We start from the raw sequence: 16,647 nt of genomic DNA on the forward strand, positions 1-16,647 counted from the left end.
AAAAACGGAATGGTCATCTAGTAACCATCCCGTTTGATAAATTGAATTATCCTATGATTTTATAATTTTTATGGTTTACGACTGTTTTTTGTTCAAGCTCCAAATCACGATAATTTTCCATATACGTGACGTCCACGATTACTGAGTTCTCGTTCACTTTCTCGACGATTCCTTTTAAGCCTTCTCTAAATTCAATGATATTTCCAACTTCCGCTTTCTTCATGGTAATCATCCTTTCCCATTTTGTTTCCAATGATCAAAAAGTAACAATGGAGTAATTGGATTATTCGAACATCTTGCCGTTTAGATTTTGACGTGGGAAGTGCTAGTAAGAGAATTAGTTATCTCTTATGTCGGTACAGTAAGCTAAACTTTTAAAAGGAGGTACGATTCTTGTAATGGAGCGTTGTAAAGATGTGGCATAATTTGGTATATCTTGCAAACGCAGTTATGCGTACCAGTATGTAATTATATGTACAAAAAATGCCAATCATTTTACATTATGATATTTTAATATACAGTTTGCACTATTTTAAAGGATTCGTAAAGAATAATGTAGTAAGTGGGCAACAAAAAATTCCGATTTATATTAATTGGCAAGTTTATGTTAAAATGAAAGCGGAATTTCTCCTGTCTGAAAATGATGGAACATTCGATAATTAAGGAGGATAATATATGAATGCAGAGGAAGCAAAAGAAGTACTCGATAAATTGGCAAATCGGGAAATGGAAGAGTTCCGGATAACAAAAGAAGAATTTTTAGCTTTTCGTGAGGTTCTTGTTAATAGGGATGACTTTAAACATTTTCGGGGGAATGCTCAACATAACGGTGTGATAATTTATACGTATTTAGAAGAAGCAAGAAGTTGATGGATGTATAATTTGGGGCGGCTCATGATTGAGCCGCCCAAATTACTTATAATGGAAAAATCAATTGTTTCCTTAATTTATTTAAGGCGGACTTTCTCCATGATTTGACGGCTGCAGCAGTAACTTGATATATCTCAGCTATTTCAGTCACGGTTTTATTTTCAAGGTATGTCTGTAAAAGCCAGCGTTGCTGATTCAGTGTCAATCCTTCCGTATAGGTTAATATATTTTCGATCGCAAAGGCCTCTTCATGCATTGAAAAAGGATCTTTAATCATCTCTAATAGGAAGGAATCAAAGGGTTCGGTACGGATTTCATATTTATGATGATGCTTTAATTCGTTCAGAATTTTGCCTTTGATTACCGTATAGGCATAGTTGGAGAATTGTCCGTATTCCTCATTGAAATTCTCTAATGACTCCCATAAAGCGATCAAGCCTACTTGAAAATATTCTTCCTTATTTTTATAGATGGAAAGTGAGCGGATAATATGATGGATCATCGGGGTGAATTCTTCCGTTAGCGCTGAGAAATCTTTCATTTAAGCAAGTCACCTTTAGAAAGTGCACTTTCCTGTATTCCCGGGTGCTTCTACCATAAATAAATCGATCGGATAAAACCAAATGGCATAACCGAAAAATGGCGGTAATAACAAGTGGGTTTTAAAGGAGCTAAGAGAACCTTTTTGATAAGAAAAGGATAATTAAGGAAATATTGAGTGTGTGGGACCAAATGAAAAAACACATCCTAAGATTGGATGTGCCGAAACATCATGTTCCGTTTGTCGACAAGGGTAGTTTGGAATGGCCTCATTTAAAACAAGGATATATTTTATAGTTCAACTTTGATTTCCACTTCATCATCTGGGAGCCTCCTCGGCACGCCTGCGGGGGTCCCCCTCAGACCGCTTTTCCTGCAGGAGTCTCGAACACCCGCTCCAATCAACTTTGTTTTAAAACATAGAAATCCTTTTGTCCACAATTTTTTTTGAGGTGGTATAAAATTTAGATTTCCACTTCAGGCACTCGCTTTCCGCGGGCGGTCAGGGAGCCTCCTCGGCGCGCCTGCGGTGTCTCCCTTAGACGCGCTTTTCCCCGCAGGAGTCTCGAACACCCGCTCCAATCAACTTTGTTTTAAAAGATAGAAATCCTTTTGTCCGCAGTTTTTTTGAGGCGGTGTAAAATTTAGATTTCCACTTCAGGCACTCGCTTTCCGCGGGTGTTCAGGGAGCCCCTCGGCGCTCTTTAAGCCTGTGGGGTCCCCCTTGCCACGCTTTTCCCCGCAGGAGTCTCGAACACCCGCTCCAATCAACTTTGTTTTGAAAGATAGAAATCCTTTTGTCCGCAGTTTTTTTGTGGCGGTGTAAAATTTAGATTTCCACTTCAGGCACTCGCTTTCCGCGGGCGGTCAGGGAGCCTCCTCGGCGCGCCTGGGGGCTCCCCTTGCCACGCTTTTCCCGCAGGAGTCTCATCCTTCCGTTCCAATCAACTTTGTGTTTTAAAAGAAAAAACAGCTGGCTCGTCTTATTCCGAACACTATATAAGACTAGTATATCCTTCATGTTTTTTTTCCTGTATTAATTAATGGATGGAGAAATTTGCTACACTCCAGCCGAATAACTGGCTGGCCGAGACCCCGCAGACGCTTACGTCGAGGAGGCTTGGCAGACAGCCGGCGGAAGGGGAGCGGATTTTTGAAATCAACTCGATCTTTTTTTAATAAAACCAATGTATTTGTTAACTTTGCGATTTTCTGAATCCAGCATCCTGTGCGTCTTTTTCAGTACAAAACATTTCTTCTGGTTTAGTTATTTCGTAATATTGGCCCGAAGGAATGTGATAAATTTTATTGCCTTTGGAATTTATATTCCCTTTAATTTGCGGGTTATTGCAAGACCCAGTGGGCTTTTCCGCGGATGCTTCTTTTGACTTCGAATCATCGAACCCTTTTGAAGTTGCATAGTTTTCAATTGACCAAATACCGATTTCGTCTTGTTGGGCTTGTTTTTGAATATTTTCCAATTCATCAAGGTATTTCGTGTTCGGTGCATAAACATAGGCTACCCTCGCCAGTCCTTTTTCCAGCAGGAGTTTATTCACCATTTTACCATCTACATAAAAATAGGCCAGCAGCCGGCCGTATTTATCTCTTTCACCTATGCCGGTTTCTACTTCCACTTTAGAGCCCGAAGGCATGAGTTCCTTGGCGAACTTGCTTGCTTCAGGTCCAAAAGGCTGAACGGGTTTGGATGGGTGCACGGTTTCTGGAGTATCTATCAACAGGAGCCTGACCGTTTCTTGATTTCCATTAGTCATTTTGATTTTTACTGTATCTCCGTCAATAACTTTGATGATCTCGGCTGTGAATGTCTTGCCTTTTTCTTCATTTGAAGAATCCGCACTGGAACGGGTGTCTTCGTTGGAAAGTGAATCTTCCTGTTTGGATTGATTGATCACGTTATCTGAAGCTGCCTGGCAGCCAGACAACGTGATCAGGCAAAGTGCAGTAAGGAGAAAAACATTCAGGTAAGAATGTAAAAAGGAATTTCCGTTCATGATAAGTCCCTCCATTTATTAAGGTGTTTTCCACGTCCGTCATGGATATATTCGGCAGGAATAATACTAACCTATAAAAATGCGAAAGAAAATGAAAATCTTTACATGCATCGCTACCCCATATCAGGATAGTTTCTTATAATGATATCGTGGAGTAAGGGAGGCAGGCGGGTAAAATGATATTCAGGCTAGAAAATATTAAATATAAAGGGATTTTGAATATTGATGATTTGGAAATACCGGCGTGTATGGTTACTTGTTTGACTGGGGAAAGCGGTTCAGGAAAAACCTCACTGCTACGATTATTGAACAGGATGGATGACCCGGATAGCGGTTCGATTTATTATCAGGATCAGTTGCTGGATGAATTCAACCCGATAGAGCTCCGGCGTAAAGTCACAATGCTTTCTCAGGCACCATTCACTTTACCGGGTACGATTGAAGAAAATCTTCAGATTGGCCTGGAATTGACGGAACGGGAAAAAAAGGATAAAGAAGAATTGGTTAAAGCACTTGAAACGGTCCAGTTACAGAAGTCCTTAGACGATGGTGCGGAATATCTTTCTGGCGGGGAGAAACAGAGACTGGCACTGGCGAGGTTACTTTTATTGAACCCCGACGTGTATTTATTGGATGAGCCGACTTCAGCTCTTGATGAGGAAGCCGAGCTGACGGTCATGGGGCGTTTTTTAGAAGGAGTGAAGCGGGAAAAAGGAACGGTCATCATGATAACCCATTCAAAACAGCTGGCGGACATGTGTGCTGAACATAGGATCGTTCTGAAAAAGGCGAAGGAGAGTGACTATTAATGGAGTCGAATGGGATAATAGATATTGAGTTCTGGCGTCTTTGTGCGGCCTACGTGTTTATAGTGATTCTGCTCATAATCGTGAAGTGGCGCGGGATTACACGGGAAAAGCAAATCATGCTCGCCACGGTGCGGATGACTGTCCAACTCATTCTCGCAGGATATGTTTTGACATATATCTTTGAAAATCCCCACCCATTACTTTCTTTAGGATTTTTATGTGCGATGGCCCTATTTTCCATCCATAATATTTTTAAACAAGTGTCCCATACTCTTAATAAGAAAATCAAAAGGATCGTTATCTTAAGTATGTTGTCAGGTCCCATGGCTGCCTTGTTTTATTTTAATGTGGTCGTGATTCATTTCACGCCATGGTATGAGCCGAGGTACTTCATTCCAATTGCAGGGATGATCGTGGGGAATGCCATGACCGGAGTTACATTGGCGCTTAAGAACCTCCATGAAGGGATAAGCGGTAATCGTGAAAGGGTAGAAGCGATGTTGATGCTTGGAGCGACTCCAGCGAGGGCTGTGAAGAAATATGTGGATGCTGCATTCGACTCGGCTGTGCTCCCGACTTTGAACAATATGCTCGGGATGGGGATTATCTTCCTTCCAGGAATGATGACAGGGCAAATCATTTCGGGGATAAGCCCGCTAATTGCTATTGAGTACCAGATTGCGATTCTGATTGGAATTCTCGGAAGTGTTTCATTAACGGTGGTCCTTTTCATTATGCTGAGTTTCAGGGCTTTTTTTACCAAAAATGCACAGCTGTCCATTTAATCATTGAAGAATCTGAAAAGTAATAGTTGCAGTTCCATCTATATTTTTGTACTATTTTGTAGGTACCAATAGTTTTGGTTTGTTTGTTGGGAATGATAATGCTATCCTGATAAGGAAAAGGGCATTTCTTTTTTCATTTGGATAGAGAAAACCCCTTACATAACCTATTTTTGTTAATTTATCTTAAAGGAGATTGATCTATATGGTAGAAAAAACATTTACAGTAACTGCAGAAACAGGAATTCACGCGCGTCCGGCAACATTGCTAGTACAAGCTGCAGGAAAATTTGATTCAGAAATAAACCTTGCATATAAAGAGAAAAAAGTGAACCTTAAGTCCATTATGGGTGTAATGTCCCTAGGTATCGGCAAAGGTGCGGAAATTACGATTTCTGCTGAAGGAAGCGATGAAAATGATGCACTAAACACACTTGCTGAAACGTTAAACAGAGAAGGATTAGCAGAATAATGTCCACTTTGATTAGTGGAATAGCAGCTTCAAACGGAATAGCCATCGCTAAAGCCTATCGACTGACTGAGCCAGATTTATCGATTGTAAAAAGAAGCATAGAAGATGTTGGGGCTGAAATATCCCGTTTTAAGGAAGCTATTCAAAAGTCAATAAATGAATTGGAAATAATCAGGGATAAAGCCGAAAAGGATCTAGGGGCCGATAAAGCCGCAATCTTTGACGCGCACCTGCTTGTTTTGGCTGATCCGGAACTTATCACTCCAATTCAGGATAAAATACAATCAGAAAACGTTAACGCAGAGTTTTCCTTAAATGAAACCGCAAGCATGTTCATTACGATGTTTGAACAAATGGATAATGAATACATGAAGGAACGAGCAGCGGATATCCGTGACGTCACGAAACGGGTGCTGTCACATCTTTTAGGTGTTCATATTCCTAATCCTAGCATGATTGCTGAAGAAGTGATCATCATTGCGGAGGATTTGACTCCATCCGATACAGCACAGTTGAATCCGGCATATGTTAAAGGATTCACGACCGATATCGGTGGACGTACATCCCATTCAGCCATAATGGCCCGTTCATTGGAAATTCCAGCAGTCGTTGGAGCGAAGTCAGTGACCACTACCATTGAAAATGGTGACTTGGTCATAATTGACGGGTTAAAGGGAGAAGTCCACATCAATCCCACTCCTGAACTCGTGAAACGCTACGAAGAGGAGCAGGAAGCCTATGCCAGGCAAAAAGCTGAGTGGGCGAAACTTGTTCATGAAAAAACCGTTACGAATGATGGCCACCATGTGGAATTGGCAGCCAATATTGGCACGCCGAAAGATCTGGAGGGCGTACATCAAAATGGCGGTGAAGGCATCGGGTTATATCGTACTGAATTTCTTTATATGGGCAGAAATGACTTTCCAAGTGAAGAAGAACAGTTCGAGGCATACAAAGCTGTGCTGGAAGGAATGTCAGGGAAGCCTGTAGTCGTCAGAACGCTTGATATAGGCGGAGACAAGGAGTTGCCTTATTTAGAGCTTCCTAAGGAAATGAACCCTTTCCTTGGCTACCGTGCGATTCGCCTTTGCTTAAATGAGCAGGAGATTTTCCGGACCCAGCTGCGTGCCCTGCTTCGTGCAAGCATTTACGGGGATTTGAAGATCATGTTCCCGATGATTGCAACACTGGCTGAATTCCGCGAAGCTAAAGCCGTCTTGGCTGAAGTCAGGCAGGAATTGCTTGATAATGGTATTCAAGTTGCCGAAAAGATTGAAGTCGGAATCATGGTTGAAATCCCTTCAACTGCAGTGATGGCGGATATATTTGCTAAGGAAGTCGATTTCTTCAGCATAGGCACTAATGACTTGATTCAGTATACGATGGCCGCTGACCGAATGAATGAGAGAGTATCTTATTTATATCAACCATACAATCCAGCGATTTTACGCTTGGTTAAAATGGTCATAGATGCAGCTCATAAAGAAGGGAAATGGGCCGGAATGTGCGGGGAAATGGCTGGAGATGAAGTGGCCATCCCGATTTTAATCGGATTGGGCCTTGATGAATTCTCTATGAGTGCCACTTCGATTTTAAAAGCACGTTCTTTAATTAGCCAACTTTCGCTTGAAGAGATGAAAAAATTATCTCAGGAAGTTCTGGGGCTGGACACGAATGATAATGTGAAAGAAGCGGTTGTTAACGCTTTGGAGAAATAATTAAAATCAGAAAAACAGCACCCCATCCATTAGAACCTTCGGATGGGGTGCTGTCCTGTAATTCTTGTTTACTTTAAAGAAAAAATGTTTATTGCACCAAAATAGGGGTAAATAAAAAGCAAGCACAGTTGTTTAGCTCTTTTAGGGCAGCTGACATTCTCATTTCCCCCTTTGAAGCCGGTTGGTTATCCAGCCGGCTATTTTTTTTGCAAATAAAAAATCACAAGAATGATTATTCAGATTTTTCACTTTACGGTTATAACGATATAATGGAATTATATTTTTAAGAAGATGGAGGTTAGATATAATATGGAATTACATTTGGAAAAGAAAAATGCCTTGATTTTAGCTTCAAGTCAAGGTTTGGGGATGGCTATGGCAGCCGAATTGGTTAAAGAAGGAGCAAATGTCATGCTAGCCAGTCGTGATGGGGAAAAGCTAGCCGCCGTACAAAAGGAATTATCACAGCTTGGGACGGGTAAAGTTTCTTATAAGGTAACGGATATAACAAAAGCTGAAGATATTAAAAGCCTGGTTGCGCAAATCGCTGAAGAATTCGGCGGTATCGATATTCTTATTAATAATGCCGGAGGTCCTCCAGGAGGTTCTTTTTCAGATTTCAATGATGAAGAATGGCAACAATCTTTTGAACTTAATTTACTAAGCTTCATAAGGACGATTCGTGAGAGCTTGCCACATTTAAAAAAACAAGGCGGGAAAATCGTTAATATTGCTTCTTCATCCATTAAGGAACCGATTCCAGGACTGATATTATCGAATACATTCCGGACGGCAATCGTTGGTTTGTCAAAGACGTTAGCTTCAGAATTAGCACCAGACAGGATTTTGATCAATACAGTCGGTCCAGGAAGAATCGCAACGGATCGTGTTCAGCACCTTGATAAGATGAATGCAGAGAAACAAGGCGTCACTCCTGAGGAGATGACTGAACGATCCATTAATAAAATCCCTCTTGGGCGTTATGGGGAACCCGAGGAATTTGCAAAGTTCGTTACTTTCCTTGTTTCAGGTGCTAATACATATATAACGGGGCAGTCCTATTTAGTTGACGGAGGTATGATAAAGTCCATTTAAGTTCTGTTTTAAACAAAATGATTGGGAGGAATCTGCATTGATGCAATCGAACAAAGTGATCGGCTTCATTGGTTTAGGAGTTATGGGAAAAAGCATGGCCGCACATCTGCTTAAGGCGGGGTTTGAGGTATTTGTTTATACAAGGACGAAAGATAAGTCAAGTGAACTGCTCTCACAGGGAGCAAAGTGGGCAGCTGCTCCAAAGGAAATTGCGCAAAAAGCTAATGTGATCATTTCCATGGTGGGATACCCTAGTGATGTGGAGGAAATCTATCTTGGGGAAAATGGGCTTATCGAGAATGGGAAACAAGGAACCTATTTAATCGATATGACGACCTCGACTCCAACTTTGGCAGTGAAGATAGCAGAGGAAGCGAAGAAAAGGGGCATGGAATCCTTGGATGCACCGGTTTCCGGAGGAGATATCGGTGCTCGTGATGCAAAGCTCACGATCATGGTCGGCGGGTCTAGTGAGGCATTTGAAGCGGTCCGGCCCATTTTTGAAATCCTTGGCAGCAATGTTGTCCATCAAGGCCCCGCTGGTTCAGGACAGCATACGAAAATGTGCAATCAAATCGCCATTGCATCCAATATGATCGGAGTGACTGAAGCGATTTCCTATGCCAAAAAGGCGGGGTTGGATCCGGACCGGGTATTAAGAAGCATATCATCGGGGTCTGCCGGGAGCTGGTCATTGTCCAATCTCGTACCGCGGATGGTTGAAGGGGATTTTGAACCTGGTTTTTATATCAAGCATTTTATCAAGGATATGAAGATTGCACTTGATGAGGCGGAAAGAATGGGAATGGACGCTCCTGGATTAAGCCTGAGCAAATCCCTGTATGAGGGGCTGGCAGAAGCTGGCGAAGAAAATAGCGGTACACAGGCATTATATAAACATTATAATTAAGTGCTAGCATTTCTTTATCATGAATAAGCTGATAGCGACAGCCTTTACAAAAAGGAGTGAAAGCTATGGGCGAATTCGATGATATCAATATGAAATTCCAGGAATTAGAAGATGGTCGATATATTGTAAGGATTGAAGGTTTTAATCGAGAAAAAACCATTCATCAAACAAAGCCCATTCGTTGGGATCTGAAATTAATGAATGAAAGTCCGCTAATCTTGCCGGTGAAATTCAGTCATATCGAAACGAATGCCGGTTTTCAGATACTGATGCGCGAATTGAAGAGCTTAGGCTTTTCAAAGCCGCGCTCCGCAAAGGAATTTGAAGAAGTGATGGCTGATTTACTTGGGTCCATCGTTGAAGTGAGCCTTACCACGACAAATAAGGAAGAAGGATATCGGGAAATTCGTTTTTTACGAAGATTGTATTAGTTGGCGGCGAGGTGAAAAACCTTAGGTAGCCTGACATCCTTGAAAATTGGAAAGTGGCCTTCAATTGTCCATTCAATTGAAGGCCACTATTTTTTTGCGATTACTTTTTAGCTAAAAAAGCTTCAATACGGTCCAAGGCCTTTTCCAGGGTCTCCATGGAATAGGCATAAGATATCCTGAAGTACCCTTCGCCAAGGGGAGAGAAGGCATCTCCAGGGACCACTGCCACTTTTTCCTGTTGAACAAGCTTAAGGCAAAAGTCAAGGGAAGAAGCATAGCCTTCAGGCAGCTTTATAAAGAAGTAAAAGGCACCATTTGGTTTGACTATTTCTAGTTTCATCGCTTGTAAGCGACTGTACACGTATTCCCGTCTCCGAGCATACTCAGTCTTCATGGGTATTGCATCATTTCTGCCTGCCGTCAATGCTTCCAAGGCAGCTCTCTGCGATATGGATGCAGCACATGTCACATTGTATTGGTGAACCTTCAGGAGATGCTGAGAGATGGCTGCAGGCGCAAACAGAAGGCCAATCCTCCACCCGGTCATGGAATGGGACTTGGACAATCCGTTCAATACGATGGTTTGTTCTTTTAAGAAAGTGGCAATCGAAACATGCTCCTGATCGAATACCAGCTCACTGTATATCTCATCAGCCAATATGAAGATGTCCTTGCCCCTAACAAGTTCGGCAATGTCCAATAATTCTTCGGCAGTTAATGTAACCCCGGTCGGATTCGATGGATAGGGCAGAACGATGCACCGAGTGTTTTCAGTTATGTACTTTTCAAGTATATCTGCCGTCAAACGAAATCCATTTTTTGTTGTATCGGCATAAACAGGTGTTGCGCCACACATCTTAATGATGGGTTCGTATCCCGGATATACCGGACCCGGTAATATTACTTCGTTCCCTGGGATGAGGATCGTCCGAAAGGCAATGTCTATGCCTTCGCTGGCACCAGAGGTCACGATCACTTCATTCGCGGGATCATAGTTAAGCTTGTATTTATCTTTTACATAATTTGAAGCGGCTTCCCTTAATTCCAGATAGCCGGCATTGTGAGTATAAACGGTATAGTCATTATTGATGGCTTGTTTTGCCGCTTCTTTAATATGCGTTGGAGTTGGAAAGTCAGGCTGTCCTATCGTTAAGGAAATGGTGCCTTCGATATCAGCGACCATATTGTAGAATTTGCGGATTCCTGATATTTGTACGTCTTTTACTAGAGGGTTTATTAAATGTTCCATCTATGAATATCCTCCCTTATCTACCTACATGAATTTATGTACTATGTTTGACTCATTCATCCTATTTTATCATTTAGTTTGGAGGGGGAGAAAACTTTTTGAGATTAATGAAATAAAGGTATAATGTATGATAAGAAAATTTTGAGGGTTGATACATTTGATAAGGACTTGCGCAATTACTTCTAATCAAGAAATCAGTTTTGATTTACCGCTAAAGGAAATGAATAATCCGGATATCGAGTGGTACTGGGTGGATTTTTCCAATCCCACAAACAAGGAAATCGAACTTTTAACCAATCATTTTCACTTTCATCCGCTGGCAATTGAAGATTGCCTGGATGATTTTAATCAACGTCCCAAAATGGACTTTTATGAAGGCTACCAATTTCTTGTGATTCATGCTTTAAGGGAGAAGGTATTTAAAGCAGTGGAATTGGATATGTTTGTTGGTGAAAAATGGATAGTCAGTTTTCATAAGGAAGATATGCTTGAACTGGAAAAGGTATGGGAAGAAATTGCCGGTAATAAAATGTTGAAGCAAAGTCCCTTTTTCTTGATGCATAGGGTAATTGACAGGATCGTCGATGAATTCTTCCCGCCTGTTTATAAAATTGAAAGCGAATTGGCTAGCATTGAGGAAAATACTGAAAATGACACGATTAACGAATTGATGGATCAGCTTTTCGATTTACGTACAGATATGTCCAGGCTCCGTCGGACCATATTGCCGATGCGTGATTTATTGTACAGAATGATTTCATCGGAGCGTCTGAATTACTTGAAAGATCAGCATCTATATTTTAATGATGTGTACGATCATCTTCTTAAATTGACTGAAATGCTTGAATCGTATCGAGATTTTTCGTCCGATATCCGTGATAGCTATTTGTCTGTGAACTCTAATAATATGAATTCAACGATGATGACATTGACTGTCATCACTACCATTTTCATGCCGCTGACCTTCATAGTGGGCGTATATGGGATGAATTTTGAATATATGCCGGAATTAAATTGGCATTATGGCTATTTCCTCATTCTTGGAACGATGGGCGGTATTGCCTTGATGATGTTTTTATTCTTTGTAAAAAAAGGTTGGCTCAATCCAAAGAAAAGGTCGCGAAAGAGATAAGAAACATTTCAGAAATTGGTGAGTATGCATTATTTAGTTTGCGCGGCGGGGGTTTATATCGAAGGGATAGGCTTAAGGACGATATGGTGGCGGAATGACAGTGGTGAAAATGAGCTTGGAATAAGGGGGACTCAGATGGGTCCCTTTTTTGTTTGGGCTTTAATAAAGGCTCTTTTCGTAAAGATTGTTGTTTTTAAAACGAAACTATTTAAGGTTGATTGGAGCGGAAGTGCGAGACTCCTGCGGGAGCAGAGGGACAGGTGGGACCCCACAGGCGTTTACGCCGAGGAGGCTCACCGCCCGCCCCGCGGAAAGCGAGCCTCTGGAGGGGAAATCAACCACAACTCACTACCTGGTAAATAGCAACAAAGTCTGTGAAAACAGCCTTAATAAATGATCACTTCTGGATTTTTTTTATCCATGCTCTAAACAAAAGAAATATTTAACCGAATTATTAGGTATGAGTTCATTGATGAAACCATGATATTTTTCCTAGCGGTTTAATGATTTATGGAATTTTGAAATGAAAAAGCAGAAGGGCGAGATGAAACCGTGGAAGCAAATAAAGGAATATTACTGGAAAGTGGAACGAATGAGCTTGAGATAGTGGAATTCGGTCTCGGAAAGAATAAATTCGGCATTAACGTAATTAAGGTGAAGGAAATCATCAATCCTGTCCCCATCACGCTTGTCCCTCATTCCCATCCAAATGTGGAGGGGATCATCGAGCTTCGCGGAGAAGTACTGCCAGTTGTGAATGTCGCGGATGCTTTAAGGTTTCCGCCATCTGAAACTCCTGAGCAAGATAAATTCATAGTGGCTGAATTCAATCAGCAAAAAGTGGTTTTCCATGTCCATACCGTAACACAGATCCACCGTATTTCCTGGTCCAAAATCGAAAAGCCTTCGGATATGTATCAGGGCCTTGAAAGTCAGATTATCGGAGTAATAAAATTAAATAGTGAAATGTTACTGTTACTCGATTTTGAAAAAATAGTGGTCGAAATCAATCCAGAATCAGGAATAAACATCCAACAGGTAAAAAAGCTTGGTATCCGGCAAAATTCTGACAAGAGAATCCTGATTGCTGAAGATTCACCATTACTGAGAAAGCTGCTGTTCGATACATTGTCAGAAGCAGGATTCAAGTACTTGGAGTTTTATGAGAATGGACTTGATGCATTTAATTATCTTGAGAATTTGATTGAATCAGGAAAAGTGGTTGAAGATGAAGTGCAACTGGTGATTACCGATATTGAGATGCCTCAGATGGATGGACATCATTTGACTAGAAGAATAAAGGAAAACGGGGAACTCGCTGGGCTGCCGGTGATTATTTTCTCTTCTTTGATTACTGACAGCCTGCGTCATAAAGGTCAGGTCGTAGGGGCTGACGCGCAAATCAGCAAGCCTGAAATTGCAGAGCTTATACAGTTGATAGACAGATTGGTATTATGAATGTGAAAAAGGGCCGATGAGGCGTTACCTCACGGCCCTTTTGATTTATCAATGATCAATACTTGGAACCTTTTCCTAAAAAGGAGGATGGGAATGGATTGTGAAAAGGTTGCTTGACCGACTTGCGCCCGTGAGCCCTTTTCTCGGTATTGGTTGTGTTCGGTTGTTTTTCACCTGCTTGTCCAACGTAAGATTGCAGGATCTGTTTGGCCTTTGATAATGACAACGCGGCTTTAGGGTTCCGTATGGAGGCTGCCCGGCTGCCGAGGTGGGGTAGTTTTTTCAAATCTTCCTTGGTGGGAGGTAAATGAAAAACATATGATCCGCATTCGACAATGACATCGGATTGTTGTGCTGCAAAGCGAGGGTTATCAGAGAAATGAAGTCCAATCTTCTTCGCTTTTCCTTCTTGCATAAGCTTGCTTAATGCGAGCCGTTTTAAATTATATAAATTCTTTGGCTCCAATGCAGTCTTTGCATGTTTATTGACAATAAACACGGCTTGGGCAAGGGAGTTTATCGAAAACTCATCCCTTTCAGAATGTCCTTTCGTTTGGTTCATTAGTGGAAACTCCTTTTCTTAATAAGGTTAGAAGGACGTTACATACAGACTTCCTTCAGGAAAAACCTGTTTTATATATTGGTTGAAATAGGGACGTATGTGCAACTAGGCAGAAAATAGTGAAAAAATTAAGCATGTACATCTCTAGGGTATGACCATCATTTCCCAACGCTTTACCATCTATTCATTTTCATATTATACCACTTCAAAATATATAGGGAAGTAAAATTCAATCCGACTCCCTTTTGGTCCAAGAAAAAGAAGGCGTTTATGTCGCCTTCTGTCCAACTCTTATTGAGTGTAGATATTGATATTTTCAGATACCCCAGCCTGTGCGCCGAATTGTTGTTGCTGGTAACCCTGAAAGCCTTGATAGGGAGGGTACGCTGGATAAGCAGGGTAAGGAGGGTAGGCGGGCGGGTATGGAGGAGGATATGGAGGATAGATAGGTGGACGGTTATTGAATAGCAACGGTCCAATTGCCAATCCTGCAACAAAAGCTACAGGAGCCAATAGCGGAAAGAAAGGAAAGAAGCGCTCGTCATTCCAATATTCAGGTCCATATTCATTCCCATATGCATTTCTGTAATCGTTCTGCAGAATTATGGTCTGTGGATAGTGGTAGTAAGGTAAATACTGTGTTTGCATAATTAGCCTCCTTTTCTCAAATTCTTTACATAGTATGGATTTTTTAAAGAAAAGAGCCTGTTTCATCTTAATCTGTTATAATGAAGCTACTTATGATAAAAATTTGGGGTGTCCTGGATGGAAAGGTTTAAAAACATTTTTGCAGTCGGTTTTGGAGGAGCGGCTGGAGCGACATTGCGTTATTGCGTAATCTTGTCTGCCGGCCATTCCTTCTTCCCGCTTGGAACCCTCTTAATAAATATAGTAGGCAGCTTTTTACTTGGAATGATAAATGGGTATTTCGCCTCAAAAAAGAAATCGTTTGTTTTTTTTGCCCTGGGCAGCGGGTTTTGCGGCGGTTTTACCACAATGTCCACATTTTCTCAGGAAGTGGTGAATCTCCTGCAGACTTCTCTGCCATTGGCAGGAATGTATCTTGGAGCCACGCTTTTATTTGGTTTGGCCGCTGGTTTCCTTGGACTGGGCCTGTTTGAAAAAAGGAGAGGTGAGACTCTTTGATTGAGGTCCTTTCAGTTTTTATAGGAGGCTTTTTTGGGGCAGCTTCTAGATATGTCTTGCAGATTATTTTTAGTAGGCTATTGCCAGCCGTCCCGATACCCGTTAGCATTTTACTGATTAATCTTATAGGATCCTTTGGGCTGGGAATGGTGTTGCCACAGAAAGAAAGCTGGGCTTTATCTTTGCAGGTTTTTCTGACGATAGGTTTCCTTGGCGCTTTTACGACCTTTTCAACATTCAGTATGGAAACACTTGAACTTATAAGAAAACACCGTTATATAGATTGCCTTATCTATATAACGGTGTCTGTTTTAGGTTGTATCGGCACTTTCCTATGTGGCTATTTAAGTATGGTATAACCTTTATGGTAATTACCATGGGTTCTGGTAAAAAAAACCTGGTTTTCTCAGATATACATCTAATGCTATAATTCATAGGAGTCGATTACAAATGATTCATGGCAACAAGTTGTTTTATCCGCACAGGTTTTGTTAATAAGTGTGGCGGTTTTCCCCTGTGTTCTTTTTCTATCATTTTTCGGCTTGGAATTCGTAAACAGTTAACTCCGGACGTGAAAGAAAACGATAGGGGAGACGGGTAGTGCCAAGGCCTCGATTAACATGTAACGTTAATGAATCGATTTCATATGTGCCTTCCCGGTACTTTTCAGCGTATGGGGGAGTTACCAGGGCACCGGCGAAGGGGATTTGCACTTGACCTCCATGACTGTGACCGCTTATTTGATACTGGATGTCGTAAGTCCTTGATATGTCGGCAAGGTCAGGGGCATGTGAAAGCATGATGGTGAACACTTCTTTCGGGATGCCGAAAAGGGCTTTTTCAAAATCCGGCTTTCCTAGCATGGCATCATCAACACCGGCAATGATTATTTCTTCAGCCGTTAATAAGGTTATCTTAGCTGAGGTATTTTGCAACATGGTAAAATGGGATTTTTCCATGATATCGCTGTAAATTTCTGAGCCATATCCCCCATGATCATGGTTACCGTAGATGCTGAATTTTCCAAGCGGCGCTTTGAGCTGATTCAAAACGAGAGGGATTTTTTGGTGAGCCTTGTATTTATTAGGCTGGTCCATTAAATCTCCAGTAAATAAAATAACATCAGGGTCCAGTTCGTTTATCTTATTGACAATTGCTTGTAAATCCTTAAGCTGAAATTGAAAGCCTAAATGCGTATCGCTGAATTGGACCATTTTCATGCCATGAAAACCTTTTGGGATAAGCGGATTGGTGATGATTTTATGCTTGGTTTCCAACCATTTCGGCTCCAAATTATGGGCATAAAAGTTTCCGCCAATACCTAAACCGGTTAAGGTAGCCAAAGTACCAAGACTTTTCTTTAAGAATGTTCTTCTGGAAATGGGTTTATTCAAATTAATCAACCTATCTAATATAAAAATGTTACTTCCTCATACTAACAAACAATATACATAAATT

General features: G+C 41.4%; 18 protein-coding genes and 1 pseudogene. 12 read left to right on the forward strand and 7 right to left on the reverse strand.

Features of this window, described 5'->3' with window-relative positions; all coding sequences use genetic code 11:
- Window positions 1-46: 46 nt before the first annotated feature.
- Complete coding sequence (locus AC0VX1_RS07335; RefSeq protein WP_064505160.1) at window positions 47-223, reverse strand: YkvS family protein; 177 nt, start codon at window positions 221-223, stop codon at window positions 47-49.
- Window positions 224-675: 452 nt separating this feature from the next.
- Here AC0VX1_RS07335 and AC0VX1_RS07340 point away from each other — a divergent pair, with 452 nt between their 5' ends.
- Window positions 676-870 carry a hypothetical protein gene (locus AC0VX1_RS07340; RefSeq protein WP_048678216.1) on the forward strand — a complete coding sequence of 65 codons (195 nt, stop codon included), beginning with the start codon at window positions 676-678 and terminating at the stop codon, window positions 868-870.
- Window positions 871-916: 46 nt separating this feature from the next.
- Here AC0VX1_RS07340 and AC0VX1_RS07345 read toward each other — a convergent pair whose 3' ends face one another.
- Window positions 917-1,411, reverse strand: coding sequence for a sigma-70 family RNA polymerase sigma factor (locus AC0VX1_RS07345; RefSeq protein ID WP_475470593.1), 495 nt, complete (start codon window positions 1,409-1,411; stop codon window positions 917-919).
- A gap of 1,195 nt (window positions 1,412-2,606) precedes the next feature.
- Window positions 2,607-3,425 (reverse strand): thermonuclease family protein, encoded by an 819-nt coding sequence (locus tag AC0VX1_RS07350; RefSeq protein WP_098865221.1) that lies wholly within the window; start codon window positions 3,423-3,425, stop codon window positions 2,607-2,609.
- A gap of 179 nt (window positions 3,426-3,604) precedes the next feature.
- Here AC0VX1_RS07350 and AC0VX1_RS07355 point away from each other — a divergent pair, with 179 nt between their 5' ends.
- From AC0VX1_RS07355 to AC0VX1_RS07385, 7 genes and pseudogenes are all read left to right on the forward strand, one after another.
- The gene (locus AC0VX1_RS07355; protein ID WP_475471728.1) at window positions 3,605-4,234 is read left to right on the forward strand and encodes an ABC transporter ATP-binding protein; all 630 of its coding nucleotides are present in this window, start codon (window positions 3,605-3,607) and stop codon (window positions 4,232-4,234) included.
- Window positions 4,234-5,019 carry an ABC transporter permease gene (locus AC0VX1_RS07360; protein ID WP_475470596.1) on the forward strand — a complete coding sequence of 262 codons (786 nt, stop codon included), beginning with the start codon at window positions 4,234-4,236 and terminating at the stop codon, window positions 5,017-5,019. Before AC0VX1_RS07355 ends, AC0VX1_RS07360 begins: the two co-directional genes overlap by 1 nt.
- A 202-nt stretch (window positions 5,020-5,221) precedes the next feature.
- Window positions 5,222-5,488 carry a phosphocarrier protein HPr gene (locus tag AC0VX1_RS07365; protein ID WP_034314127.1) on the forward strand — a complete coding sequence of 89 codons (267 nt, stop codon included), beginning with the start codon at window positions 5,222-5,224 and terminating at the stop codon, window positions 5,486-5,488.
- Complete coding sequence (gene ptsP, locus AC0VX1_RS07370) at window positions 5,488-7,206, forward strand: phosphoenolpyruvate--protein phosphotransferase (protein WP_413023363.1); 1,719 nt, start codon at window positions 5,488-5,490, stop codon at window positions 7,204-7,206. The genes AC0VX1_RS07365 and ptsP overlap by 1 nt, the downstream gene beginning before the upstream one ends.
- A 309-nt stretch (window positions 7,207-7,515) precedes the next feature.
- Complete coding sequence (locus AC0VX1_RS07375; protein ID WP_413023365.1) at window positions 7,516-8,301, forward strand: SDR family oxidoreductase; 786 nt, start codon at window positions 7,516-7,518, stop codon at window positions 8,299-8,301.
- A gap of 22 nt (window positions 8,302-8,323) precedes the next feature.
- Window positions 8,324-9,211: pseudogene (locus AC0VX1_RS07380) on the forward strand (NAD(P)-dependent oxidoreductase); the annotation flags it as partial.
- Between the two features lie 65 nt (window positions 9,212-9,276).
- Window positions 9,277-9,642: a hypothetical protein gene (locus tag AC0VX1_RS07385; protein ID WP_475470599.1), complete on the forward strand. Its 366-nt coding sequence runs from the start codon at window positions 9,277-9,279 to the stop codon at window positions 9,640-9,642.
- A 100-nt stretch (window positions 9,643-9,742) separates the two neighbouring features.
- Here the strand turns inward: AC0VX1_RS07385 and AC0VX1_RS07390 are convergent, their stop codons facing one another.
- A complete protein-coding gene (locus tag AC0VX1_RS07390; RefSeq protein WP_034314114.1) occupies window positions 9,743-10,891 on the reverse strand; it encodes an aminotransferase A in 1,149 nt (382 codons plus the stop codon).
- A gap of 148 nt (window positions 10,892-11,039) precedes the next feature.
- On the opposite strand from AC0VX1_RS07390, the gene corA reads away from it, so the two are divergent.
- The gene (corA, locus tag AC0VX1_RS07395) at window positions 11,040-12,023 is read left to right on the forward strand and encodes a magnesium/cobalt transporter CorA (RefSeq protein ID WP_413023369.1); all 984 of its coding nucleotides are present in this window, start codon (window positions 11,040-11,042) and stop codon (window positions 12,021-12,023) included.
- 552 nt (window positions 12,024-12,575) lie between these two features.
- Window positions 12,576-13,481, forward strand: coding sequence for a chemotaxis protein (locus AC0VX1_RS07400; protein ID WP_475470602.1), 906 nt, complete (start codon window positions 12,576-12,578; stop codon window positions 13,479-13,481).
- A gap of 55 nt (window positions 13,482-13,536) precedes the next feature.
- Here AC0VX1_RS07400 and AC0VX1_RS07405 read toward each other — a convergent pair whose 3' ends face one another.
- Together AC0VX1_RS07405 and AC0VX1_RS07410 are read right to left on the reverse strand one after the other, a co-directional pair.
- A complete protein-coding gene (locus tag AC0VX1_RS07405) occupies window positions 13,537-14,043 on the reverse strand; it encodes a YkyB family protein (protein ID WP_052137475.1) in 507 nt (168 codons plus the stop codon).
- A 291-nt stretch (window positions 14,044-14,334) separates the two neighbouring features.
- Window positions 14,335-14,643: a hypothetical protein gene (locus AC0VX1_RS07410; RefSeq protein WP_475471730.1), complete on the reverse strand. Its 309-nt coding sequence runs from the start codon at window positions 14,641-14,643 to the stop codon at window positions 14,335-14,337.
- Between the two features lie 165 nt (window positions 14,644-14,808).
- On the opposite strand from AC0VX1_RS07410, the gene AC0VX1_RS07415 reads away from it, so the two are divergent.
- The gene (locus tag AC0VX1_RS07415; RefSeq protein WP_413008662.1) at window positions 14,809-15,189 is read left to right on the forward strand and encodes a fluoride efflux transporter FluC; all 381 of its coding nucleotides are present in this window, start codon (window positions 14,809-14,811) and stop codon (window positions 15,187-15,189) included.
- A complete protein-coding gene (gene crcB, locus AC0VX1_RS07420) occupies window positions 15,186-15,548 on the forward strand; it encodes a fluoride efflux transporter CrcB (RefSeq protein ID WP_475470605.1) in 363 nt (120 codons plus the stop codon). The genes AC0VX1_RS07415 and crcB overlap by 4 nt, the downstream gene beginning before the upstream one ends.
- Before the next feature lie 171 nt (window positions 15,549-15,719).
- On the opposite strand, the gene AC0VX1_RS07425 is transcribed toward crcB, so the two are convergent.
- A complete protein-coding gene (locus tag AC0VX1_RS07425; protein WP_475470607.1) occupies window positions 15,720-16,583 on the reverse strand; it encodes a metallophosphoesterase in 864 nt (287 codons plus the stop codon).
- Window positions 16,584-16,647 lie beyond the last annotated feature (64 nt).

It is taken from the genome of Peribacillus sp. QJM3NY_7 (assembly GCF_056173225.1).